The sequence below is a fragment of the Streptomyces sp. NPDC002888 genome (assembly GCF_042888465.1).
Taxonomy (GTDB): domain Bacteria; phylum Actinomycetota; class Actinomycetes; order Streptomycetales; family Streptomycetaceae; genus Streptomyces.
Genome location: NZ_JBIAPU010000018.1, coordinates 167625 through 190204 on the forward strand (window position 1 = coordinate 167625; position 22580 = coordinate 190204).

Annotated in this window: 22 protein-coding genes and 3 pseudogenes; 12 read left to right on the forward strand and 13 right to left on the reverse strand. The window is 69.5% G+C overall.

Features of this window, described 5'->3' with window-relative positions:
* Nucleotides 1-13 precede the first annotated feature (13 nt).
* From ACFYWX_RS28195 to hemL, 3 genes are all read right to left on the reverse strand, one after another.
* The gene (locus ACFYWX_RS28195; RefSeq protein ID WP_389426910.1) at nt 14-1306 is read right to left on the reverse strand and encodes a hypothetical protein; all 1293 of its coding nucleotides are present in this window, start codon (nt 1304-1306) and stop codon (nt 14-16) included.
* A 133-nt stretch (nt 1307-1439) separates the two neighbouring features.
* Nucleotides 1440-2123 carry a histidine phosphatase family protein gene (locus ACFYWX_RS28200; protein WP_389426911.1) on the reverse strand — a complete coding sequence of 228 codons (684 nt, stop codon included), beginning with the start codon at nt 2121-2123 and terminating at the stop codon, nt 1440-1442.
* On the reverse strand, nt 2120-3439 hold the full coding sequence (gene hemL / locus ACFYWX_RS28205) for a glutamate-1-semialdehyde 2,1-aminomutase (protein WP_389426912.1): 1320 nt from the start codon (nt 3437-3439) through the stop codon (nt 2120-2122). The genes ACFYWX_RS28200 and hemL overlap by 4 nt, the downstream gene beginning before the upstream one ends.
* Before the next feature lie 375 nt (nt 3440-3814).
* Between hemL and ACFYWX_RS28210 the strand changes: the two genes are divergently transcribed.
* Nucleotides 3815-4441 carry a hypothetical protein gene (locus ACFYWX_RS28210; RefSeq protein ID WP_389426913.1) on the forward strand — a complete coding sequence of 209 codons (627 nt, stop codon included), beginning with the start codon at nt 3815-3817 and terminating at the stop codon, nt 4439-4441.
* Nucleotides 4442-4630: 189 nt separating this feature from the next.
* Nucleotides 4631-5113: pseudogene (locus ACFYWX_RS28215) on the forward strand (diacylglycerol kinase); the annotation flags it as partial.
* 27 nt (nt 5114-5140) lie between these two features.
* On the opposite strand, the gene ACFYWX_RS28220 reads toward ACFYWX_RS28215, so the two are convergent.
* The 3 genes from ACFYWX_RS28220 to ACFYWX_RS28230 all read right to left on the reverse strand — a co-directional run bounded on the left by ACFYWX_RS28220 (nt 5141) and on the right by ACFYWX_RS28230 (nt 6818).
* On the reverse strand, nt 5141-5509 hold the full coding sequence (locus ACFYWX_RS28220; RefSeq protein ID WP_389426914.1) for an amphi-Trp domain-containing protein: 369 nt from the start codon (nt 5507-5509) through the stop codon (nt 5141-5143).
* Between the two features lie 124 nt (nt 5510-5633).
* The gene (locus ACFYWX_RS28225) at nt 5634-5963 is read right to left on the reverse strand and encodes a potassium channel family protein (RefSeq protein ID WP_389426915.1); all 330 of its coding nucleotides are present in this window, start codon (nt 5961-5963) and stop codon (nt 5634-5636) included.
* A 276-nt stretch (nt 5964-6239) separates the two neighbouring features.
* Nucleotides 6240-6818, reverse strand: a complete 579-nt coding sequence (locus tag ACFYWX_RS28230) for a hypothetical protein (RefSeq protein WP_389426916.1) — start codon at nt 6816-6818, stop codon at nt 6240-6242.
* Between the two features lie 636 nt (nt 6819-7454).
* Between ACFYWX_RS28230 and ACFYWX_RS28235 the strand changes: the two genes are divergently transcribed.
* The 6 genes from ACFYWX_RS28235 to ACFYWX_RS28260 all read left to right on the forward strand — a co-directional run bounded on the left by ACFYWX_RS28235 (nt 7455) and on the right by ACFYWX_RS28260 (nt 14139).
* Entirely contained in the window at nt 7455-7727 is a 273-nt protein-coding gene (locus ACFYWX_RS28235) for a hypothetical protein (RefSeq protein WP_389426917.1), read from the forward strand.
* A gap of 835 nt (nt 7728-8562) precedes the next feature.
* Nucleotides 8563-9873, forward strand: a complete 1311-nt coding sequence (locus ACFYWX_RS28240; RefSeq protein WP_389426918.1) for a cation:proton antiporter — start codon at nt 8563-8565, stop codon at nt 9871-9873.
* A gap of 206 nt (nt 9874-10079) precedes the next feature.
* Complete coding sequence (locus tag ACFYWX_RS28245; RefSeq protein WP_389426919.1) at nt 10080-10406, forward strand: carboxymuconolactone decarboxylase family protein; 327 nt, start codon at nt 10080-10082, stop codon at nt 10404-10406.
* A gap of 478 nt (nt 10407-10884) precedes the next feature.
* Nucleotides 10885-12894, forward strand: a complete 2010-nt coding sequence (locus ACFYWX_RS28250; protein WP_389426920.1) for a spermidine synthase — start codon at nt 10885-10887, stop codon at nt 12892-12894.
* An 87-nt stretch (nt 12895-12981) separates the two neighbouring features.
* Nucleotides 12982-13380, forward strand: a complete 399-nt coding sequence (locus ACFYWX_RS28255; protein ID WP_389426921.1) for a DUF6153 family protein — start codon at nt 12982-12984, stop codon at nt 13378-13380.
* Nucleotides 13381-13470: 90 nt separating this feature from the next.
* Nucleotides 13471-14139: a DUF305 domain-containing protein gene (locus ACFYWX_RS28260; protein ID WP_389426922.1), complete on the forward strand. Its 669-nt coding sequence runs from the start codon at nt 13471-13473 to the stop codon at nt 14137-14139.
* 80 nt (nt 14140-14219) lie between these two features.
* Here the strand turns inward: ACFYWX_RS28260 and ACFYWX_RS28265 are convergent, their stop codons facing one another.
* The gene (locus tag ACFYWX_RS28265; protein WP_389426923.1) at nt 14220-14408 is read right to left on the reverse strand and encodes a hypothetical protein; all 189 of its coding nucleotides are present in this window, start codon (nt 14406-14408) and stop codon (nt 14220-14222) included.
* A 59-nt stretch (nt 14409-14467) separates the two neighbouring features.
* On the opposite strand from ACFYWX_RS28265, the gene ACFYWX_RS28270 reads away from it, so the two are divergent.
* Nucleotides 14468-14749 (forward strand): TetR/AcrR family transcriptional regulator C-terminal domain-containing protein, encoded by a 282-nt coding sequence (locus ACFYWX_RS28270; protein WP_389426977.1) that lies wholly within the window; start codon nt 14468-14470, stop codon nt 14747-14749.
* A gap of 44 nt (nt 14750-14793) precedes the next feature.
* Here ACFYWX_RS28270 and ACFYWX_RS28275 read toward each other — a convergent pair whose 3' ends face one another.
* Complete coding sequence (locus ACFYWX_RS28275) at nt 14794-15744, reverse strand: hypothetical protein (RefSeq protein ID WP_389426924.1); 951 nt, start codon at nt 15742-15744, stop codon at nt 14794-14796.
* 238 nt (nt 15745-15982) lie between these two features.
* On the opposite strand from ACFYWX_RS28275, the pseudogene ACFYWX_RS28280 reads away from it, so the two are divergent.
* A pseudogene (locus ACFYWX_RS28280) lies at nt 15983-18235 on the forward strand (heavy metal translocating P-type ATPase).
* Between the two features lie 71 nt (nt 18236-18306).
* On the opposite strand, the gene ACFYWX_RS28285 reads toward ACFYWX_RS28280, so the two are convergent.
* The 3 genes from ACFYWX_RS28285 to ACFYWX_RS28295 form a co-directional block, all read right to left on the reverse strand.
* Nucleotides 18307-18717, reverse strand: coding sequence for a hypothetical protein (locus ACFYWX_RS28285; protein WP_389426925.1), 411 nt, complete (start codon nt 18715-18717; stop codon nt 18307-18309).
* Between the two features lie 82 nt (nt 18718-18799).
* On the reverse strand, nt 18800-19093 hold the full coding sequence (locus ACFYWX_RS28290) for an SHOCT domain-containing protein (protein WP_389426926.1): 294 nt from the start codon (nt 19091-19093) through the stop codon (nt 18800-18802).
* A 25-nt stretch (nt 19094-19118) separates the two neighbouring features.
* The gene (locus tag ACFYWX_RS28295; protein WP_389426978.1) at nt 19119-19541 is read right to left on the reverse strand and encodes a DUF6325 family protein; all 423 of its coding nucleotides are present in this window, start codon (nt 19539-19541) and stop codon (nt 19119-19121) included.
* Between the two features lie 215 nt (nt 19542-19756).
* Between ACFYWX_RS28295 and ACFYWX_RS28300 the strand changes: the two genes are divergently transcribed.
* Together ACFYWX_RS28300 and ACFYWX_RS28305 are read left to right on the forward strand one after the other, a co-directional pair.
* Nucleotides 19757-21175: a DUF2252 domain-containing protein gene (locus ACFYWX_RS28300; protein ID WP_389426927.1), complete on the forward strand. Its 1419-nt coding sequence runs from the start codon at nt 19757-19759 to the stop codon at nt 21173-21175.
* Nucleotides 21176-21219: 44 nt separating this feature from the next.
* Nucleotides 21220-21384, forward strand: a pseudogene (locus tag ACFYWX_RS28305) (ArsR family transcriptional regulator); the annotation flags it as partial.
* A gap of 3 nt (nt 21385-21387) precedes the next feature.
* On the opposite strand, the gene ACFYWX_RS28310 reads toward ACFYWX_RS28305, so the two are convergent.
* On the reverse strand, nt 21388-21726 hold the full coding sequence (locus ACFYWX_RS28310; RefSeq protein ID WP_389426928.1) for an STAS domain-containing protein: 339 nt from the start codon (nt 21724-21726) through the stop codon (nt 21388-21390).
* A 42-nt stretch (nt 21727-21768) separates the two neighbouring features.
* Nucleotides 21769-22563, reverse strand: a complete 795-nt coding sequence (locus ACFYWX_RS28315; RefSeq protein WP_389426929.1) for an aquaporin — start codon at nt 22561-22563, stop codon at nt 21769-21771.
* Nucleotides 22564-22580: the final 17 nt, after the last annotated feature.

The following is a 22580-nucleotide window of genomic DNA, read 5'->3' on the forward strand; positions in this document are numbered from 1 at the left end:
GGAAACCCGCATTTCAGGCGGCGTTCGGGGAGGCGGTCGAGGAGGCGTTCGGGGCCTCCTGGAGGAATGTCTTCCAGCCGCCGGCCGGCTGCTGCCCGACCCCGAGGGTGCGCAGCTTGGCCAGCACCTCCGGCTTCTGTACGTCGATCCAGTCCACGAACTGCCGGAAGGAGACCAGCCGTACGTCCGCGCCCTTCTCCTTCTCCCGCGCGATGTGCTTGAAGGACTCCTCGACGGCGTCCATGTAGATGCCGCCGTTCCACTGCTCGAAGTGGTTGCCGACGAAGAAGGGTGCGCGGTTTGTCTCATATGCCCGCTTGAAGCCCTGTATGTACGCCTGGGCCGACTGCTGCCGCCAGCCCGGGTAGTTGTGGGCGGGCGCCTTGGTCGAGTTGATCGACTGGTTGGCGAGCATGTTGTAGTCCATCGAGAGGACCTCGAAACTGCGTCCGGGGAAAGGTATCTGCTGCAACGGCAGGTCCCATATGCCCAGCTTCTTCTTCGGCCAGACCTGGATGCCGCCGGAGGAGGAGGCGTCGTAGCGCCAGCCGAGGGCGCGGGCGGTGGGCAGCAGGTTGTCCTGGCCGAGGAGGCAGGGCGTGCGGGCGCCGACGAGTTCCTTGTCGTAGTCGAAGGGCAGGGACGGCAGATCGGTCCAGCCGGTGTTGGTCCGCCACTCCTTGACGAAGGACTTCGCCTGGTCGATCTCGCTGCGCCACTGCTGGGGCGTCCACTTGCCGACCGAGCCGTTGCCCTCACCGCAGAAGTGGCCGTTGAAGTGCGTGCCGATCTCATGGCCCTCGAGCCATGCGCGGCGGACGTTCTTCAGCGTCTCCTTGACGTGGTCGTCGGTGAGGTAGCCGATGTCCGAGGCGCCGCGCGGGTTGTTCGGCGGGTCGTAGAGGCGCTTCTTCGACTCGGGCAGCAGGTACAGCCCGGAGAGGAAGAAGGTCATGCCCGCGCCGTGTTCCTTGGCGAGGTCCAGGAAGCGCGGGAAGAGACCGTTGCCGACCTCGCCCGCGCCGTCCCAGGAGAAGATGACGAACTGCGGGGGCTCCTGACCCGGCTCCAACGGCACCGGCTTCTTGGGCTGGTGGGGCTGCTTGCCGGTGAAGGAGGTGGAGCCGTCGCCGAGGGGGCGGGCGGTGGGCTTCGGGCTGCCGGAGGGCTTGCCGGAGTGGTCGCTACCGGAACCTGAACTGTCCTTCGACCCGTCTGACGACGTGAGGCTGCCGCAGCCCGCAAGTCCGGCGGCCGCGGCGCCCGCGCCGAGTCCGAGCATCCCCCTGCGAGTGAGAGCGCGCATTGCTTCCCCGATTCGTACGTCCTCTGGTGGTCACCCAGTCAGAGGACGTGACGAAGGGGGAGGTTCCCCGCGATCACTCCGAGTTCGCAACAAATGTCACGAGCGTGTCATAGCGGCCGCGGAGTCATTCTGCTTACGCTCCGAAGGCCTTGCCCTGCCCCTTGACCGGCTTGGCGCCGGCGAGGAGGTGGGCGGGGACGAGGTCGCGGGCGGGCTCGGTGTAGCCGACGGACACGATCTTGTCGCCCTGGTACGTGAACGTCGTCAGCGAGGCGAGCGTGCACTGCCGCTTGCGCGGGTCGTGCCACAGCCGGCGCCGCTCGACGTACGACCGCACGATCCAGATCGGCAGCTGGTGACTGACCAGCACGGCCTCGTGCCCGCGGGCCGTGTCCTTCGCCGCGTCCAGCGCCCCCTTCATACGGACCACCTGGTCGACGTACGGCTCGCCCCACGACGGCTTGAAGGGGTTCACGAGGTGCTTCCAGTTGCCGGGCTTGCGCAGCGCACCGTCACCGACGCCGAACGTCTTGCCCTGGAAGACGTTGTCGGCCTCGATGAGCCGCTCGTCGGTGGCGAGGTCCAGGCCGTGCGCCTTGGCGATCGGCGTCGCGGTCTCCTGGGCCCGCTCCAGCGGGGAGGCGACGACGTACGTCACATCGCGGGAGGAGAGGTGCTCGGCGACCCGGTCGGCCATCTGCCGCCCGAGCTCGGAGAGGTGGTACCCGCCGAGACGGCCGTACAGGATCCCGTCCGGGTTGGCCACCTCGCCGTGGCGCATGAGGTGGACGACGGTGATGTCCGCGTTGGTGGTCATGCTGCTGTGGCCTCCGCAGCCGCTCGGGCCGCCGCCGGGAGGGCGTCGGCGATCCACTGGATGGCCCGCTCGTCGTGGGCCGTGGAAACGAACCAGGACTCGAAGGACGACGGCGGCAGGTAGACGCCGTTCGCCAGCAGCGCGTGGAAGAAGGCGGTGAAGCGGAACGACTCCTGCGCCTTGGCGTCCTCGTACGTGCGCACCGCGCGGTCCGTGAAGAAGACGGAGAACATGTTGGAGGCGCTCTGCACGGTGTGCGCGACGCCTTCCTTGGTGAGCGCCTCGGAGACGAGCGTCTGGATCTGCTCCGACACGGCGTTGACCTTGGCGTACGCGGCGTCGTCGAGGAGACGCAGCTGGGCGAGCCCGGCGGCGGTGGCGATCGGGTTCCCGGAGAGGGTGCCGGCCTGGTAGACGGGCCCGGCGGGCGCGAGGTGCGCCATCACGTCGGCACGGCCACCGAAGGCGGCCGCCGGGAAGCCGCCGCCCATGACCTTGCCGAAGGTCATGAGGTCGGGCCTGACCCCGTCGATCCCGTACCAGCCGGCCCTGCTGGTGCGGAACCCGGTCATGACCTCGTCGGAGATGAACAGGGCGCCGTTCGCCCGGCAGGCGTCCTTGAGCCCCTGGTTGAAGCCGGGCAGCGGGGGCACGACACCCATGTTGCCGGGCGAGGCCTCGGTGATCACGCAGGCGATCTCGCCCGGGTGCCGGTGGAAGGCCTCCTGCACGGCCTCCAGGTCGTTGTACGGCAGCACGATGGTGTCGCCGGCCTGGGCGCCGGTGACGCCCGGGGTGTCGGGCAGCGCGAAGGTGGCGACGCCGCTGCCCGCCGCCGCGAGGAGCGAGTCGACGTGGCCGTGGTAGCACCCGGCGAACTTGATCACCTTGGACCGCCGGGTGAACCCGCGCGCGAGCCGGATCGCCGACATGGTGGCCTCGGTCCCGCTGGAGACGAGCCGCACCTGCTCCACGGGCTCGACACGCTCCACGATCTCCTCGGCGAGCGCGACCTCGCCCTCACCGGGCGTACCGAAGGAGGTACCGCGGGCGACGGCGTCCCGCACGGCCGCGATGACCTCGGGGTGGGAGTGCCCGAGGATCATCGGCCCCCAGGAACAGACGAGGTCGACGTATTCACGGCCGTCCGCGTCCGTCAGGTACGGACCGGTACCGGACACCATGAACCGGGGCGTTCCACCCACAGCGCGGAAGGCACGCACCGGGGAGTTCACGCCACCCGGCGTGACGGCGGCCGCACGGTCGAACAGAGCCTGCGAGACAGGCGCATCATATGAATAAGGCAGTTCGCTCATGACCTGCGACTTCTCCGACCTCTCGGACTCCGGTTGCCAAGTGACCTCCTCAGGGTAGGCCAGGGCCCGCGACCGCACGCCGGACCGACTGCCGAACCGGCTGCCGAACCTGCTGCTGAACCGGCGCACAGTCCGCATAACGCGGCGGACGGCCCGTGGCCCTCCATGATCTGCGAGACTGACACCTGATACACGCAGCTCAACCGGGCCATGGTGTACAGAACCTTGCACCGTGGTGTGTTCAGGGCTGCAAAGATCCTGCGGACAGGTGTTTCAACGCACGTTTCGGCGGGCGACCGTGGGGGAGGTCACTGACACGATGATCGGGTTGCGCGGCGGGGGCCACGCGTCCTAAAAAAGCAGTCGGGTGGAGATATGCATCGCGGTGGCGGACTGGGCGAGGGGACTGACGATCTGGGTCCTCGACGTGCCCGGCGGGGAAGGCACCGACGCGACGCGGAGGACACGACCGAAGCACGTCAGGCACACGGTGTACCGAGTGAGTCCGAGCGGCTCGACCGACGGGTCGAAGAGCTGGGGGCGGGGAGCAGGAATGGTGGTCGGGTGGGGGTGACGTACAAGTACTTCGGCGCGCCTGACGGCGCGACCGCGGCCCGCGTCCCGATCTCGATGCGCCCCGAGGAACTCGGCGGCGACGAGCTGGGCATGAACGGCATGTTCACCAAGATCAAGCCGGAGACGATGGCCGCGATGGTGCTGACCGGCATCGAGGGCGTCCCCCTGCACAAGGTGCCGCCCCTCGAACTCGTCGTCCTGCACCCCGACTACGCCGTCGTGAAACTCCCCATGACGGTCGTGGATCCCCTCCGCGACATCGGCGAGGAAGCGGTCGGCGCGGCAGCCTTCATCTGGTCGACGGTGCCGGACCGGGGTGGGCCCCGGGACGCGTTCAACGTGTATCAGCTGCTGCACGAATGGCAGGACTTCAGCCATCGGTTGCATGAGGCGGGGCATCAGCCGTACTGCCTTGTGTGGCCGTGACCTGGGATTTCATCGGTAGCGGGCGGGGTCTTCGGGCCTCGCCCTTTTCAGTGCCGGAGAGGGGCCGTCAGGCGGCCAGGGCACATTGAGGGCACATGGGTCTCGCTGGAGGCACTGATGTGCCCTGTGCGGCGGGTGGGTCGCCGTCGTCTTCCGCCGCGGCTTCCGTTTCCGTGAAGGCGTCGTCGACGCGACGACAAGGTCCGCACCATCCTCCAGACGCTTCCAGACCTGCTGACCCACCGACGCGGTCCCCGGCTGGCCGTCCACGCCGCGGACACGGCCATCGACGGCCTCCAGGCCGTGCTCGTCAGCAACAACCCCTATGGGATGGGCGACCTGGCCGGCCTCGGACGCCGCGAGGTCCTGGATTCAGGCGCCCTCGGCGTCCTGGGCGTCAGCGTCGACAACGCCGCGCAGGCAGCCGAGTTGCTCGCGGAGAAGCACGCGCCCGGCCTCACCAGCCTGACCGCCCAGGAGGTCGTCATCGATGCGGACGAGCCCGAGATCGAGGCCGGGGTTGACGGTGAGGCACTGACCCTGCCGACGCCCGTACGGTGCACGATCCACCCCCGGGCTCTGCGCGTCCGCGTACCACGCCACCGCCCCGGCGTGCCCCGGACGAGGGCCCCCATGGACTGGCGGCGACTGCGAAAGCTGGCGATGAGTTGAGGAGCCGCCGTCCTTCCCCGGCACGATTCAGGGCGTCTTGGTAGCGGACCGCTTCGCGCTTTTGCTCCTGCTGGTGCCCGTGCTGCTCCGACCGGGCTTGGCGGGCACGCTCTTCCGCCCCGTGGCCTTCTCGGTGCCTGCGACCGTCCGCGATGGCGCTGTCCGGGTCGGTGCGGTCGGCCACTTGAACTCGATCTCCAGCTCGATCTCCCCGTCACCGATCTCGACCTCCATCTCGCTGCGAAGGTCGTCGGGGATCCGCAGGCTCAGCGTTCCGGGGCTGAGTTCCAGTTCGGCATCGCCACCTTCCCTCAGCGCGGCTGCGAGCGCCGTGAGCTGGTCAGCCGCCTCAAGTCGTGACAGCGAACGCTTCTGCTCGAACTTGAGGTCCTTCATAGGTGTCTCCGATCCGACAGAAAGAGTGGATAACACCCATTCTGGTGTCATGTGCGGGATCGGACATCCTCATAGCCGGCCGGGTCGCCTGCTCGTTACTGACCCACGCTACTGACCCCCGCTCCTAGCGGTGGATCTCCTCGGGGGGCTGTGCGCCTGAGGCGCCTCCCGGTTGTCGGCGCCGACTGACAGCACCCATGATGTTCTTGATCGCGAGCCCGAGGATGACGAGATCAGCGATCATCTGCCCGGTGACCACGAGCCGAGCCGCCTCGCTCTTGGCCGTAACGTCACCGAACCCGACCGTCGCGAAGACGGTGACGGCGAAGTACAACCCGTCGGTGTGCGTCAGCGGCCCGCCGAAGTTGCCGGCCGACATCGCGGCCATGCCGAAGTTGCCGGCCGACATCGCGGCCATGGCGACGTAGGTGCTGGCGAACAGCAGCAGGAACAACGGAACACGTGGTCAGCGCTTCGACGGCCCGCAGTCCCGGGAACGGTGACCGGAAGATCGAGCGCACCTGGAACGCGACCAACCCGATGAACGCCAGCAACCCGATCACCAGCATCGTGACGGCGGACCAGGCCGAGGAGTGGTCCAGGGGCAGCAGAAAGTACAAGGTCACCAGCGCGGTGGCGGCTCCCACGATCCGCAGAACAACCCGCACGATCATGCGGCGCGGGAGTCTGGCCTCACGCCGGGTGTCCGGCCCGGGGCCGGCGCTGTCAGTCACTGGTCGCGGTGTGTGGGGGAGGGCTCACCGACAGCGGCGCGCACCCAATCGTGAGCACTGCCGGGGTCGAGGGCGGCGAGAAACTCTGTGAGCGCGCCATCCCAGCTCTCTTCCGCACGTTCGGCCGCCGCAGCGGCGACCATCTGCCGCGTGTCCGTGTCCTTGCAGCGGACCAGCGTGACGGCGGCATCGGGGCCGACTTCCGCGAGGATCCTGTGGGCTTGCTGCGCTTTGGATCCGACGTGACCTTTGCGCACTCCAGCGGCGTGGGCCCCGACCCTTGCCCCTTTCAGCGTGGCGAACAGACCCATGAATCCGGCCATCCATGCGAGGGAGATGCGGAACAGGGCGTTCACGAAACCGTTGGCCGTCAGCACGCGGGACTGGGTCACCCTCAGCGAGCCGTCGGCGTTTCCTCTGATCACCACAGCAGTCGTGCCGCTCGTGCGGGCCTTCCTGCGGAAGCCTCGCCCGAGCGACACCAGCATGCGTTCGGCGCGATGGCGGTTGTCGAAGCTGGCGATGACTACCGAATCCTGCCCGGATTGCGCGACCGAGGTGGTCTCCGACGTCATGGGGAGCGTCCTTCGCAGCCGAGGGACCGAGATCAAGACCTGGCTGAGGTCACAGCCACGCCTACTCGATGGGCTTAATGTCCCAATTTTAGCTACTCGGAAGCCCGTCGCTCTATCGATCATGATGAGCGCGGGTTCGAGTGTGGTGGCTCGGCCGGGTGCTTCTCGCACTGATCGACACATCCACGGCCCTGAGGGCGCTCGGTGTGGTCGTGAGCATCAAGGCGATTGAGGGGAACTTCCTGCAACCGTTCAGGTCAGCTGACCCGGGTGTCCGGCTGGCGCCGTTGCTGCCAGAGGCGTCGTCAGCTACGTCACCCGGGTGCCGCGTCCTGCTGGTACGGCCGGCCGGGCTGGCTGACGCTGGACGGGAAAGTGCCGTCGAGGTGGGAGAAGCCATGGAACGCCAGACCAACCGATGTGCTGTTGTTGGGATGGCCGTCATGCTCGGTCTGACCGGCTGCTCGTCGGACGACGAGTCTCCGAGCTCCCCCGCTTCCTCGGCGGCTTCCGTTGTGAAGTCGGGTGCGTCCGAGCTTGCCTCCGCGGCCAGCAGCGGCAGCGTCCGCGGTGGCTTCTGCGGCCGCTTCCGCGGAGGCGGCCGCCTCGTCTGCGCTGGATGAGGTGAAGGGCGGCTTGGACGCCAAGTCGGACGTCACCCTGGGCAGCGTCGCGACGGGCTCCGACGGCAAGGCGGAGGTCCCGGTGACCGTCGCCAACCACGACTCGAAGTCGAGGAGCTACATCATCGTGGTCAATTTCAAGGATCAGTCGGGCAACTTGGCCGACGTGGTCGTCCTCGACGTCTCCCAGGTCGCCGCAGGCAAGACCGCCCATGCCACAGCTCGGAGCAACCGGGACCTGACCGGCACGGTGACCACCGAGGTCCGCGACGCGTTGCGGTACTGACGCCACACGGCCGAGGCCGAGAACGGAAGGGTCTCGATGGACCTTGGTGGCATGGTGGCGCGGTCCCCACAGGTGAAGCGGATGCGGCGGGAGGTCAGCGGACCTCGGTGGCGGCCTGCTGGACGGCCCTGTCGATGTCTCTCGCGCTCACGTCGAGTTCCTTGGCGACATGCTTGGCCGCTTTGAGCTGGGCTCTCTGCAGCGCCTGCGAGAGCGTGCTTTCGCCGACGACGACCAGGGCGGCCTGCCCCTCGTCGATGAGGTCGCCGAACTCTGATGTCGGCCCGGGACATGCCGCGCCAAAGGTGCCCGCTCACGCCACCGACGGCGGCACCGACAGCGGCCGTACCGATAACCGCTGGAGGGAACAGCAGGCCGACGACCGCACCGGCAGCGGCGCCGCCCCACGCCCCGTGCCGGGTGGCCGTCTCGTCCTTGTTGACGTGGACCTTGCCGGCCTCGTCCTTGGTGACGACGGATGCGTCGTAGGCGCCGACCGCACCGACCGCATGGAGGTCCTTGCTCCGCCACGTCGGGGGTCGCCACCGCTGAGGGCATTTTCTTGAATCCGCCCGTACCACCATGCTGCGCGCCTCATGGATCATCCGCATGCGCACCAGCCGCGCCGGGCGGTGACGCAGGCGGGCCCGCGACGCGTGTCGGTGCCGCGGTCGGGGTCCGGCCTCGCACCACACTGATCCTTGATCGGCCGTCGCGGTGCCCGAGGCTCCGATGCCCCGTGCAAGAACAGGTGCGAGATGAGCGGGATCCGGCAGCGCGCTCCCTCTGCTCCGTGGTCAACGGCTGTGCGTTGCGACAGGAAGCGTGGGATGTCATGAGTGGTGGCAGCGCCTGGACCGGGGCCGCGGTCGCGGCCGTCACCGCCGGCTACGCGCTGTTCTCGCGCCGCCTGGCCTCGACGCCGGTGTCGGCTCCGATGGTGTTCACCGGCTTCGGCGTGCTCATCGGACCGATCGGGCTGGACGTTCTCGACCTGGGCCACGACGCAGGCCCGGTGCTGACGTTGATCGAGGCCGCCCTGGCCCTGCTGCTCTTCACCGACTCGATGACGGTACGCCGAAGCGACCTGCGCACGGGCGGCTTCCTGCCCCTGCGTCTGCTGGCGATCGGCCTGCCGTTGAGCATCGGAGCGGGGTGGCTGCTGGCGTGGCCCTTGTTTCCCGGTCTGACTCTCTGGGAGTTCGCGCTGCTGGGCGCGGTTCTCGCCCCCACCGATGCGGCGCTCGGCAAGACCGCCTGCTCCAGCCCACGTGTCCCGGCCCTCGTGCGCCACGGGCTCAACGTCGAGAGCGGGCTGAACGACGGCTTGGCGCTGCCGTTCTTCCTCATGTTCCTCGCCGCGATCCCCGGCACGGTCGCCTCCGAGGAGGGCGTGGACGGGGTGTTCTGGCGGGCCCTGGCGGTCAGCACCGCGGTGGGGCTGGCCTTGGGTTGGGTCGGAGGGTGGCTGTCGACCTTCGCGCGGGCCCGGGGCTGGGTGACGGGTGAATGGCAGCAGGTGGTGGTCCTGGCGGTGGCGTTCTGTGCGTACAGCGTGGCGACGGGCTTGGACGGGAGCGGCTTCATCGCCACCTGGATGGGCGGGTTCGCGTTCGGCGTCGCACTGCGCCAGGGCGAGCCGACACGTGCGGAGTCGGCCAAGGAGCGGCCAGCCGACCTGGCCGAGTACGTGGGCGGGCTGCTGGGGACCCTGAGCTTCCTGGTCTTCGGCGCGGTCCTGCTCGGCCCGACACTGGAGCACCTCGACTGGCGGATCATCACGTACGCCGTGCTCAGCCTGACGGTGGTCAGAATGCTCCCGGCGGCCCTCGCGCTGGCCGGCACCGGCATGCGGCTTCCCACCCTGGCCTACGTCGGCTGGTTCGGACCCCGCGGCCTGGCCTCCGTGGTCTTCGGACTCCTCCTGGTCGAGGACCACGTGCCCGGGATCGAACAGCTGGGCCGAGTCATCGCGGCCACCATCGGCCTCAGCATCCTGCTGCACGGCATGTCGGCCCCGTACTTCGCCGACCGCTACGGGAACTGGTACGACGCCGCAAAAACCACCACCCCCGACCTGCGCGAGGCCCAGGACGCGTCGGAAGGTTTCGGCAGACAACACGGCGGCTCACGACGCCTGCGCTGACCGGGCCGGATCTGTCGGCGCGGTCCGCCAAGGTCAACCCGGGTGGTTACGGTCTGCGTCCGGACGGATGATCACCGGCCTGCCCGCCCTCAGGCGCCAGGCCCGGAGGAGTTCTAGGGTTGAGGGAGATCCCGGGGGCGCGGAATCCGTTCCCTCCGCCTGCCTCCCCCCACTCGGGCCTGAAACAGACCAGGAGGGCATGCGCCATGTCCACTGCATCGGAAACCCCAGTCCTGGACACCCTCGCCGCCATGACAGTCGACTCGATCGAGCGATGCGGGCTGGCCCCGGACATGCTCCTGCTCACGCGCATCGCGGCACTCGCCGCCTCGGACGCCCCGCCGATCTCCTACGCGGCGCATATCGACCCCGCCCTCAGGACCGGCATGACCGCAGACCAGCTGCAGGACGTCCTGGTCGCCATCGCGCCCATCGTGGGCACCGCCCGCGTCATGACGGCAGCGGGCAACATCGCCGCGGCCCTCGGCATCGCCATCGCAGTCGCCGATGCCGAGATCGAGGCGCAGGGCTGAGGAGCAGACACCCACCCGGCATCGACGATCCGTACGGCCGGCCTCGGGCAGGCGTGATCACCCACCGCAACGTCCAACGGCGCGGTGGTCAGGGCCTTTTGCGGGCGGCTTGCCCATCTGCCACTCGGCAAGGCCCGGGGGCGACGACGGACAGCACCTTGACGCTGCACGAGTGGCAGGACTTCAGCCATCGCCTGCATGAGGCCGGGCATCAGCCGTATTGCCTGGTGTGGCCATGACCTGGGGTTTCGTGGTTTTCGGGCGGGATCTTCGGATCCCGCCCTTTTCAGTGCACTAGTTCGCTGCCCGCCCTGTGGGGGTGCGAGCCGGAGGCGTCGTGCCCGGTGCGGTGCGGCTCGCTTGGCCGAGCCCAAAAATGTCCACGCCACAGACCGGCAAGGCATCTCGACTGACCGCACCGAAGATGGCACCGTAAACCCGCATGAAGCGGCCTGAAAGCGGACAAAACAAAAGTTCGGTGCGCTGGAGACTCGTGCTGGCCAGCACCACCATGCTCTTCGTCGAGTTGGCGCTGATCAGGTGGGCGGGTGCCAACATCGTCCACCTCAGCTACTTCTCGAACTTCATCCTGCTGGGATCGTTCCTCGGCATCAGCATCGGATTCCTGATCCCCGCGGCGCGAGGACAGTGGCTCAAACGCTGGACACCGATCCCGCTCGCGCTCCTGATCATCCTGGTACGCGAGTATCCGGTGCAGGTACGCCAGAGCAGCGGCGAGGTCATCTACTTCACCGCCGTGAAGACCACCGGCCTCCCCGAGTGGGTCACGCTGCCGGCCATCTTCCTCCTGACCGCGGTGATCATGGCCGGGATCGGAAAGATCACCGCCGACCTCTTCCGCCAACTTCCCTCGCTCGACGCCTACCGCTACGACCTGATCGGCAGCCTCACCGGCTCGTTGTCCTTCGCCGTGCTGTCCTGGCTGCGCGCCCCGTCGGTCGTATGGGGCGTACTCGCCGCCGCAGCCCTGCTGGTCCTCGGAGGACGCCGCAACACGCTGCTGTACGGCATCCCCCTCACGGCGATGGTCGCCGCGCTGTTCCTGGAGTCGACGACATCCGGCATCTCCTGGTCGCCCTACTACAAGATCGAGCTCAAGCCCGCGCCGACCACCACCCGGACGTGGTACATCTCCGCCAACGGCGTCCAGCACCAGAGCACCGCGCCGCTGGCGGTGCTGATGCGGCAGAACTCGCCCTACCGGCAGGCGTACGAGGACACGCCCCGCAACCCGCACAAGCGCGTGCTGGTCATCGGAGCCGGCAACGGCAACGACGTGGCGGTCGCGCTGGCACACGGAGCGGAGCGCGTGGACGCGGTCGAGATCGACCCCCGGCTGCAGGAGATCGGCGCGCAGCTGCACCCCGCGAGGCCGTACGACGACCCCAGGGTGCACGCCCACATCGACGACGGACGGGCCTTCCTGGAACGGACGAAGACCAAGTACGACCTCATCGTCCTGGCGCTGCCGGACTCGCTGACGCTGGTGTCCGGTGCGAGCAACCTGCGCCTGGAGAGCTACCTGTTCACCAAGCAGGCGTTCGAGGCCGCGCGTGATCACCTGGCACCGGACGGCGCGTTCGCCATGTACAACTACTACCGCAAGACCTGGTTGGTCGACCGCTTCGCCGGAACCCTCGACGACGTCTACGGCCACGCCCCCTGTCTGACGACGTTCAAGAGGACCGCGGCCGTGCTGGTGGCCGGAATGACGCCCGCCGACCAGTCCTGCGAGAGGATCTGGCAGCCCAGCGGCGCGGTCCCGGCGGCCGCGACCGACGACCGCCCCTTCCCGTATCTGCTGCACCGGAGCATTCCCACGCTCTACCTGGGTGCGCTGGGCGGGATCCTGCTGGTGACCGTCCTGTCGGTGCGCCTGGCCGGGGTGCGCATCCGCAGCACGTTCCGCTACACCGACATGTTCCTGCTGGGCGCGGCCTTCATGTTGCTCGAAACGAAGAACGTGATCGGCTTCGCGCTCTACTTCGGTACGACCTGGCTGGTCAACGCCCTCGTCTTCTTCGGAGTCCTGCTCGCCGTCCTCGCGGCGGTCGAGGTCCGGCGCAGGCTGCGGCGGGTCAACCAGCTGCTGCTGCAGGTGCTGCTCTTCAGCTCCCTCGCGGTGGCCTGGCTCGTCCCCTCGCACGCCGTGCTCTCGCTGCCCTTCGCCGGACGGCTCGCCGCCGCGATCGCCCTGGCCTTCGCCCCCATCTTCTGCGCCAACCTCATCTTCTCGGACCGCCTCGCGCTCGCCCCGGACCCGACCTCCGCGTTCGGCGCGAACCTGCTGGGCGCGATGACCGGCGGTGCGATCGAGTACCTGGCCCTGGTGACGGGCTATCAGGCACTGCTGTTGGTCGTCGCCGCCCTGTACCTCGGGGCATGCATCGCCATGCGCTTCACCGGGCGCGGACCGGGCGCGCAGGCGACGCGGGTGCCGGACGAGACCGTGACCGCCAAAACCTAGTCTGTGAACACGAGCACCGCCGCACCCGTATCCAGATCGGACACCGCCGATGAGCCCGCTTCACAGGCTCTGCCTAGGATGATCCCGATGAAGAGCCCCGAGCAGCACCTCGTGCGACCGCCCGTGCGGCGGTGGCGGGCGCTGCTCGTGCTCGGACTGCTGGCCGGCCTGTTGGCCATGCACGCCTTGGCTCCCGGCGGCAGCGGCCACGAACACGCCGGCCCGCAGCACATGACGGCCGTCGCGGTCAGCGCTCATGACGACTGCGCCGGACACGGCGGGGACTGCGGCGGAGGCCACCTCCATCACGCCGATCCGACCTGCGTGGCGGCCGCGGTGAGCGGTGCGCCGGCTCTGCCCGCCCTCGTTGCCGACCCGGTGGCCGTGCCCATACACGCCGACACGGTCTGCTCGTACGCGGCCGAGGCCCCGGACAGCGCCCGCGCGCCGCCGTCCCTGGCGGAACTCCAACTCCTGCGGATCTAGACACCACGCGGCACTGCGTCCCCAGCACAGCGACGCAGTGCGCCTCGGCACGTCCAGATCCCTGTCACACAGCACAGCAGGAGTTCCAGCATGCGCAACACCCGTACCCTGACCCGCCGCGCCGTCGTCGCGGCCGCGTCCGTCACCGCCGCACTCGTCCTCGCCGCCTGCGGCAACGACAGCAACGAAAGCGACAACCGCGGCAGCGCACACGCGGGCGGTCACAGCTCCGCGTCGTCGTCGTCGAGCTCCGGCGCCACGGCCGGGGCGCACAACGCCCAGGACGTGTCCTTCGCCCAGGGCATGATCCCGCACCACCAGCAGGCCCTGGAGATGTCGGGGCTCGCCGCCGACCGGGCCTCGTCCGCCGAGGTCAAGGACCTCGCCTCGCGCATCGAGAAGGCACAGGACCCGGAGATCCGGACCATGAGCGGCTGGCTGACGTCCTGGGGCGAGGACGTCCCGGCATCGTCCGACAGCACGGCGGAGTCCATGCCCGGCATGGACCACTCGGACGGGTCCGCGATGCCCGGCATGATGGACGGCTCGGACATGGACAAGCTGGAGAAGGCGTCCGGCACGGACTTCGACACCATGTTCCTGACCATGATGATCGAGCACCACAAGGGCGCCGTGGACATGGCCGGCACCGAGAAGAGCAAGGGCACGTACGGTCCCGCCACGTCCATGGCCGACGACATCGTCACCGCGCAGACCACCGAGATCATCGAGATGAACAAGCTCCTCGGCAGGAGCTGACCGTCTGCAGGGGCAGGGGCTGGTGTGTCCGCACCGGCCCCTGCCCCCGGCCCCTGCCCCTCCGCTGCTGGAGTCCGCCCTCAATGCACGTGCGGGCCGCCGGTCGTCTGCGGCTTGGTGTGCGGTACGAGGACGAGGGCGATCAGCGCACTCGCCGCGGCGGTGATCGCACTGAGGGTGAAGGCGCTGGTGAAACCGTCGACCGTGCCCTGTTCGATGCCGGACGCGGCGACGGTGGACAGCACGGCGATGCCGATCGAACCGCCCACCTCGTGGAAGGTGTTCCGACCCCGACATCCTCGCCCTGCGCAATGTCGTCACCCGCGAACTGCACCGCTTCCCCGAACTCGGCGCCGCCTGGCACCAGGCTGGACCGGAAGTCCATCACCCCGCCGTCGCCAACACGTTGAGGCACCTGACGGACCAGGGCCGACTGGACATCCCCGACATCGAGGTGGCCACCCTCCAGCTGTACTCGCTCCTGCTCTTTCCGCACCTGGTGTTCAGCACCTACGGCACCACGATCGACGAAGACCTCACCGACCGCCTGATCGCCGGCGGCGTCGACATGTTCCTCGGCCGGTACACGCCGCGCGCCGCGAAGCCGTAGCCGCTCGCGCGCATCCGCGGAAGACCTGCCCACGTCGACACCACTCAGTGCCGATGCCCGCCGGCGGGCTCTCCCGCGACCCTCGGGCCGTCGGACCGGACCGTGAACGCCGCGGTGTGGACGCGCCCTTCGTGCTTGAAGTCGAGGAAGAGCCGGTACGTGCCGCTGCTGGGCGCCGTGGCCGTGAACGAGATGTCGGGGCCGGGCTCGGTCGCGCCGTCGCCGGGTTCGCCGCCCGGGTGGACATGGAGGTAGGCGAGGTCGCCGGAGCGCAGGGCGACGAGATGGCCGTACGCGCCGAGGTAGGGCTGGAGGTCGGTGACCGGCTTGCCGTCGCGGGAGACCGTGAGCTTCAGTTCGCCGGCCGCGCCCGGGCGCAGCTTTCCGGTCAGCTCTACGTCGTAGCCGTCGGTCTCGGCCGTGGCGCTGAGGGCCGGCAGCCCCTTGGGCTCATACGGGCCCGAGGCTGCGAGATCCGCGCCGAGCGTGAGGTTCTCGGCCCCCTTCGCCGCCGGGGTGAAGTCGGCGAAGACCCGGTAGCCGCCCGCCCGGGGCAGGTCGACGGGGACGCTCCAGGTTCCGTCGGCGGCACGGGTGGGGTGCAGATGGCGGTAGGTGACCAGATCGCGTGAGGCCACGATGAGGTGGAGTTCCTTGTCGTGCTCGCGCTGGTAGGTGGTGACGGCGCGGCCGGCCTCGTCCCGGACGGCGAAGCGCAGCTCTGCCTGTCGGCCCGCCGCGACCCGCGGAGTCTTGAGGTCGAGGGTGTAGCCGCCCTCGGAGATCTGCAGCCCGCCGAGCGCAGGAGTCGATGCGTGCCCCGCATGCCCGCCGCTCTCCTGTGGTGTCGGTGATTCCTCGCTGTGGCTGTCATGGGTGGACGCCGGTGCCTCGTTCGCCACGACGGGCTCGATGCCGTTGCCCAAGCCGTAGGCGGTGCCGAACGTCGCGGCGAGTGCGGCGGCGAACGCGGTGATCTTCCGTCCGGCATGCATGGGTACCTCCCGGCGAACAGGGGCCCTCGGGACTTTGCAGCATGGGGCCTCGATGCACTTCAACATACCCCTAGGGGGTATGAAGTCAAGGGCTCTCGTTGCTTGCTCAAGATACCCCCTCAGGGTATACATGAGTCACTGCCCGGGTACCCCTACCCCGTATCCGGTATGACCTGCGGCCACTGCAAGGCCACCCCACCAACCCGGTCCCGGCCGCCCACCCCTACGAGGAGCAGCCATGTCCACCACCACGAACGGCGTCGCCGCCGAGGTAGAGCTCGCCATCGGCGGGATGACCTGCGCCTCGTGCGCGGCGCGCATCGAGAAGAAGCTCAACCGCCTGGACGGGGTCACCGCCACCGTCAACTACGCCACCGAGAAGGCCAGGGTCAGCTACGGCGGTGACGTCCTGGTCCGGGACCTGATAGCCACCGTCGAGGCGACCGGATACACCGCGCAGGAGCCCGCTCCACCCGAGCACCCCGCCGAGCCGTCCGACGAGGTCGACGAACTCCGGCCGCTGCGCGAGCGGTTGGTCACCGCCGTGGTGCTGGCGGTTCCCGTCATCGCGATGGCCATGGTCCCCGCGCTGCAGTTCGAGTACTGGCAGTGGCTGTCCCTGACGCTTGCGGCACCCGTGGTGACGTACGCGGCCTGGCCCTTCCACAAGGCGGCGTTCACCAACGCGCGGCACGGCGCGGCCACCATGGACACGCTGATCTCGGTCGGCACGTCGGCCGCGTTCCTGTGGTCGCTGTGGGCGCTGTTCTTCGGGACCGCGGGCATGCCCGGCATGACCCACCCCTTCGAGCTGACCATCGCCCGCAGCGACGGCGCCGGGAACATCTACCTGGAGGCCGCTGCCGGCGTGACCGCCTTCATCCTGGCCGGGCGGTACTTCGAGGCCCGCTCCAAGCGGAAGGCGGGCGCGGCCCTGAAGGCGCTGCTGGAGCTGGGCGCGAAGGACGTCACCCTGCTGAACGCCGACGGCGGCTAACAGACCATCCCCACCACCGCGTTGAAGGTGGGCGACCGCTTCCTCGTACGCCCCGGCGAGAAGATCGCCACCGACGGGACGGTCGTCGAGGGCTCCTCCGCCGTGGACGCCTCCATGCTCACCGGCGAGTCCGTCCCCGTCGAGGTGGCGCCCGGTGACCCGGTCACCGGTGCCACGATCAACGCCGGCGGCCGCCTCGTCGTCGAGGCCACCCGTGTCGGCGCCGACACCCAACTGGCCAGGATGGCCGAGCTGGTCGAGAACGCCCAGAACGGAAAGGCCGCGGCACAGCGGCTCGCGGACCGGATCTCCGCCGTCTTCGTGCCGATCGTGATCGCCCTCGCGCTGGGCACCCTGGGCTTCTGGCTGGGCAACGGCGCCGGGCTGACGGCCGCCTTCACCGCCGCCGTCGCCGTGCTGATCATCGCCTGCCCGTGCGCCCTCGGCCTGGCCACGCCGACCGCGCTGCTGGTCGGCACCGGACGCGGCGCCCAGCTCGGCATCCTCATCAAGGGCCCGGAGGTCCTGGAGTCCACCCGCGAGGTCGACACCATCGTCCTCGACAAGACCGGCACCGTGACCACCGGTCGCATGACCCTGCTGGCCATACACCCCGCCGAAGGCACCGACGAGAGCGAAGTCCTACGGCTGGCAGGCGCGCTGGAGCACTCCTCCGAGCACCCGATCGCCCGCGCCGTGGCCGACGGGGCGCTTCAGAAGCTGGGCTCGCTGCCCACTCCCGAGGACTTCGCGAACGTCCCCGGTCTCGGTGTGCAGGGCATCGTCGACGGCCATGCGGTCCTGGTGGGCCGGGAGCGGCTGCTGGGCGACTGGGCGATGGAGCTTCCGGCGGAGCTGTCCGGTGCCAAGGCGGCGGCCGAAGCAGCCGGCCGTACGGCGGTCGCGGTCGCCTGGGACGGCGAGGTGCGGGCGGTACTCGAAGTCGCCGACGCCGTGAAGGAGACCAGTGCCGAGGCGATCACCCGGCTGCGCGCGCTCGGCCTGAGGCCCCTCCTGCTGACCGGCGACAACAGGGCCGCGGCCGAGTCCGTCGCCCGCGAGGTCGGCATCGCACCCGAGGACGTCATCGCCGAGGTGCTGCCGCAGGACAAGGTCGACGTCGTCAAGCGGCTCCAGGGCGAGGGACGTTCGGTCGCGATGGTCGGCGACGGCGTCAACGACGCGGCCGCCCTCGCCCAGGCCGACCTGGGCCTGGCGATGGGCACGGGGACGGACGCCGCGATCGAGGCCGGCGACCTGACCCTCGTACGGGGCGACCTGCGTGCCGCGCCGGACGCCATCCGCCTCGCCCGCAAGACCCTCGGCACCATCCGCTCCAACCTCTTCTGGGCCTTCGCCTACAACATGGCCGCACTCCCGCTCGCCGCAGCCGGCCTGCTCAACCCGATGATCGCCGGAGCGGCCATGGCCTTCTCCTCGGTCTTCGTGGTCGGCAACTCCCTGCGTCTGCGCTCCTTCCGGGCCACCCGCTGAGTGATGCATGACCCCAGCGGTGGCGCCGGGACACCCGCGCGGGCCCGGGTCCGATCAGGCGTCGGTACCGGTCAGTCCCGCTTGACCACGCACAGTGCCCAGATGACGAAGGCGTACAGGGCGATCAGTGTGAGTGACCAGACGGGGTAGTACGGGATGGACAGGAAGTTGGCGACGATCAGCAGCGCCGCGATGCCGACTGCGACGACCCTGGCCCAAGTGGCCACCGCGAACAGGCCGAAGCTCACGAGGAGCGCGACGACGCCGAGGATCAGTTGGATCCAGCCCCAGCTCGTCAGGTCGAACTTGAAGACGTAGTTGGGGGTGGTCACGAAGACGTCGTCATTGGCGATCGCCATGATGCCCCGGAAGAGGTCGAGAATTCCGGCGACGAACAGCATGACGGCGGCGAACAGGGTGAGACCGGTGGCGCCGGCATGGGTGCCTGCCGTCCCGTGGTGGGGTGTGGCGGTGGTGGCCATGGATGGATCTCCGTTCCTGTGGGCTGCGGTGCCGCTCGGTAACGGGCCTTCGCGGCTGCCGCTGTGTGTCGGCCATGGAGCATCAGCCGAGGAGCCTGCTCTTCTGCTCCTCGAACTCGGCCTCGGTCAGCACGCCTTGCGCCTTGAGTTCGCCCAGCTCCTTGAGCTTGTCGAGCGTGCTGCCCATGTCGTCGGTCGGCGTGGCGGCCTGCGGGGGCTGCGCCGAGGGGGCGGGCCGCGGCTCGGGTTCCTGGTGGACGGAGCCCTGTTGGGCGGCCCAGCGTCCCTGCTGGCGGCGTGACACACGGTTGGACACCGCGGTCGCCGTGCCGGCGACGACCGCCGTACGTGCCACTCCGCGAAGGAGTCCTGGCATGGCGAGGTCCTTTCTCGCTTGCCTTTCAGGAAGCCGCCTCCGCCGCTTCGAGCGAGGCGATGACCGCCTGTACGGGAAGCCGCCCGGAAGCGACCAACTGAGCTCCCCCGCGACGCAGTGCGGCGGCGAAGGGAGCGGCCCACACGTTCTCGTAGATCAGGAGACCCGCGGAGTTGCCGGGCTCCACGGCGGCAGCCGCCTCCTCCAGGTCGTCCTGGCCGAGCAGGCCGGAGTGGACGCCTTCGAAGACCGCGAGATCGAGGTTGCCGTCGCCGGTGAGGTCGGCGATCTCCAGGGCGGTCACCGAGCCGTCGTCGTCCTTCCTGATGAACACCAGGTCGAGGATCCGGATGAGGCCGCGGTCCACGAGATCGACCAGAAGCGGGAAGCCCTCGCCCGTCATTCGGTTGCCGGGAAACTCCACCACGATGTAGTCGATGGGTCCCATGACGTCGCTCTGCTGGCTCACGACTCACCCCTTGTGCTCGCGGGTCCCTTGAAATCCATTGCATCACCGGACCCGGGCGGGCGCACCCGGACCTGAGTCGCCGGGTAAACCAGCCGGACCTACCCTGAATAAGGAGAGCGAAAAGCGGAGAGCGGTCGAATAATTCACCGCGCGATATCGCCCGCCGGAATTCACTTGTGCGGGGAGCGTCTTTGATGAGCGAAACCAATCCGACCGGCTATGACATGCGGCACCGCACCCCGGAAGAACGTGCCGCGCTCGGCAAGGCCGCCCGGTCCACGGCCCCTCGTTCCGGGCATGCCGAGTACACCCCGTCGCCGAAGCGCACCGACCCGGTGGACGTCATCGAGGCGCAGTCGGCGAAGCGGGTCCCGGAACTCGTACCGATCCGCTACGGCAGGATGAGCGAGTCGCCGTTCCGCTTCTACCGCGGAGCCGCCGCCATCATGGCCGCGGACCTGGCGGACACCCCTCGCAGTGGTATCAGGGCGCAGTTGTGCGGCGACGCCCACCTGCTGAACTTCCGGCTGCTGGCCTCTCCCGAGCGCCGTCTGATGTTCGACATCAACGACTTCGACGAGACGCTGCCCGGCCCGTGGGAGTGGGACGTCAAGCGTTTGTCGGCGAGCCTGGTCATCGCGGGCCGGGCGAACGGCTTCAGCGGCAAGGAGCGGGCGTCCCTGGTGCGGACGGCCGTACGGTCGTATCGCGAGCGCATGCGGACCTTCGCCGGGCTGAGCAATCTCGCCGTCTGGTACACCCGCTTCGAGGCGGACGAACTGCAGAAGCAGTTCGCTCCGGCCGTCAGCGCCGAGGACCGCGACCGCTGGGAGCACGCCCGGGCGCGGGCCCGCGCGCACGACACCCTGCAGGTCTTCGACAAGCTCACCCACGTCGTCGACGGACAGCGCCTGATCGCCCCCGATCCCCCACTCCTGGTGCGGCTCGCGGACCTGGTCTCCGGCGCCCAACGCGGCATCCTGGAGAAGGAGCTCGGCCGGCTGGTCGAGCGGTACGGCCACACCCTGCAGACCGACCGGCGATTCCTGCTGGAGAGCTACCGAGTCGCCGACGTGGCGCGCAAGGTCGTCGGGGTCGGCAGCGTGGGCACCCGCTGCTGGATCATCCTGCTGCTGGGAAGGGACGACGAGGACCCGCTCTTCCTGCAGGCCAAGGAGGCCGACGAGTCGGTGCTGGCGCCCTACGCCGGCGCGAGCACCTTCCCCACCCAGGGCGAGCGTGTCGTCGCCGGCCAGCGGCTGATGCAGGCCACCAGCGACATCTTCCTGGGCTGGGAACGCGTCCACGGCATCGACGGCCGGCGCCGGGACTTCTACGTGCGCCAACTGCGGGACTGGAAGGGCATCGCGCTGCCCGAGAGCATGTCACCGAAGCAGATGGCACTGTTCGCCGAGCTGTGCGGCGCCACGCTGGCCCGCGCCCACGCCAGGTCCGGTGACCGGGTCGCGATCGGCGCCTACCTGGGGGGAGGAGACGTCTTCGACCGCGCGCTGGCGACGTTCGCCGAGCTGTACGCGGACCAGAACGAGCGGGACCACCAGGCGCTGGTCGACGCCATCAAGGTGGGACGGGTCCCGGCCGAGGCGGCCTGAACGAAGACCTCACCGGGTCATGTCAGGTGCGGCCGGTCCGCCGGGGCCGCTCGGGGCCGACCGCACGCAACCTTGCCGTCTCCCACCACCTGAAGAAGCTCAAGGAGGCCGGCCTGCTCACCTCGCAGCGGCGCGGCACCTGGGTCTCCTACCGGGTCGAGCCGTCCGTACTGGCCGCGATGGGCAAGCTGCTCACCGCCGGGAGCTGACAGCTACTCCTCGATCGTCGCCACCGCATCGACGCCCGCCTGGCGCAGCGTCCGGTGGACGTCCCGGCGGGCGCCGCGGACCGTGAGGGCGGCCGGTTCCGGTGCGCGCGTCGCCGCCCGGAGCAAGGCGTAGGCGCACGCCATGTCCAACCGCTCCAGACCGCTCATGTCGAGGTCCCAGGCGTCGGCCTGCCTCAGCCGCTCGTCGAGGAGCAGCACTTCCAGTTCGCTCAGCACATGCATGTCCAGGACACCGGTGAAGGCCAGAACGGCATGCTGCCCGTCGGCCTCGGCGATGCTCACTGTCCCCGTCCGGGCCCGCGCGGGGTGTTCGTCTGCCACGGCGACCTCCTGGGCAGCCAGTGCACGGTGTACCCCCATTCTCTACGCCCGGGCGGCCGATCGCCCCCGCATGAAGATGACCGCGACCAGGGCCAGCCCGACCGCCGCGCCGACGGCCTGCATGCCGACGAAGCCCGGGACCGAGCGCGGGGCGATGCCCGCGAAGGTGTCGGTGAAGGCGCGGCCGATGGTCACGGCGGGGTTGGCGAAGGACGTGGAGGAGGTGAACCAGTAGGCGGCGCCGATGTAGGAGGCGACGGCCACGGGGGCGAAGTGGAGGCGGTCGGTGCGGGCCAGGCCGAAGATCAGCAGGATCAGGCCGGCGGTCGCGACGACCTCCCCGAGGAGCAGGTGTCCTGCCGAGCGGTCGTGGGTGGACCACTTCACCAGCGGTTCGCCGAACATCGCGTCGGCCAGGATCGCGCCCGCGACCGCGCCGGCGATCTGGGCGGGAACGTACAAAGCCGCCTCGCGCAGGGAGACGCCCGCGCCGCCACGGCGGGCGGTCCACCACTCGGCCAGGGTGACCGCGGGGTTGAAGTGCGCGCCGGAGACCGGCCCGAGCAGGGTGATCAGAACGCCGAGCCCGAAGACCGTGGCCATGGAGTTGGCCAGGAGTTGCAGGCCCACGTCCTTCGTCAGGTCGGTGGCCTGGATACCGGAGCCGACGACGACCGCGACAAGGGCCGCCGTGCCGACGAACTCGGCCGCGACGCGCGCGATCAGCGGGGGCCCCTGGGGCGGGGTCGCGCCCGGGGCGGGCTGAGGCTCGGTGGCGGACTGAGGCTCGGTGGTGGACTGGGGCTCGGTGGTGGACTGGGGCTCGGTGGTGGCCAACAGGGCTCCTCGGGTCA

Coding starts and splice junctions, on each gene's coding strand:
- ACFYWX_RS28195 (WP_389426910.1), bottom strand. CDS start 1,306: ATGCGCGCTCTCACTCGCAGGGGGATGCTCGGACTCGGCGCGGGCGCC.
- ACFYWX_RS28200 (WP_389426911.1), bottom strand. CDS start 2,123: ATGACCACCAACGCGGACATCACCGTCGTCCACCTCATGCGCCACGGC.
- hemL (WP_389426912.1), bottom strand. CDS start 3,439: ATGAGCGAACTGCCTTATTCATATGATGCGCCTGTCTCGCAGGCTCTG.
- ACFYWX_RS28210 (WP_389426913.1), top strand. CDS start 3,815: ATGCATCGCGGTGGCGGACTGGGCGAGGGGACTGACGATCTGGGTCCT.
- ACFYWX_RS28220 (WP_389426914.1), bottom strand. CDS start 5,509: ATGAAGGACCTCAAGTTCGAGCAGAAGCGTTCGCTGTCACGACTTGAG.
- ACFYWX_RS28230 (WP_389426916.1), bottom strand. CDS start 6,818: ATGACGTCGGAGACCACCTCGGTCGCGCAATCCGGGCAGGATTCGGTA.
- ACFYWX_RS28240 (WP_389426918.1), top strand. CDS start 8,563: ATGAGTGGTGGCAGCGCCTGGACCGGGGCCGCGGTCGCGGCCGTCACC.
- ACFYWX_RS28245 (WP_389426919.1), top strand. CDS start 10,080: ATGTCCACTGCATCGGAAACCCCAGTCCTGGACACCCTCGCCGCCATG.
- ACFYWX_RS28255 (WP_389426921.1), top strand. CDS start 12,982: ATGAAGAGCCCCGAGCAGCACCTCGTGCGACCGCCCGTGCGGCGGTGG.
- ACFYWX_RS28260 (WP_389426922.1), top strand. CDS start 13,471: ATGCGCAACACCCGTACCCTGACCCGCCGCGCCGTCGTCGCGGCCGCG.
- ACFYWX_RS28275 (WP_389426924.1), bottom strand. CDS start 15,744: ATGCATGCCGGACGGAAGATCACCGCGTTCGCCGCCGCACTCGCCGCG.
- ACFYWX_RS28285 (WP_389426925.1), bottom strand. CDS start 18,717: ATGGCCACCACCGCCACACCCCACCACGGGACGGCAGGCACCCATGCC.
- ACFYWX_RS28290 (WP_389426926.1), bottom strand. CDS start 19,093: ATGCCAGGACTCCTTCGCGGAGTGGCACGTACGGCGGTCGTCGCCGGC.
- ACFYWX_RS28295 (WP_389426978.1), bottom strand. CDS start 19,541: ATGGGACCCATCGACTACATCGTGGTGGAGTTTCCCGGCAACCGAATG.
- ACFYWX_RS28300 (WP_389426927.1), top strand. CDS start 19,757: ATGAGCGAAACCAATCCGACCGGCTATGACATGCGGCACCGCACCCCG.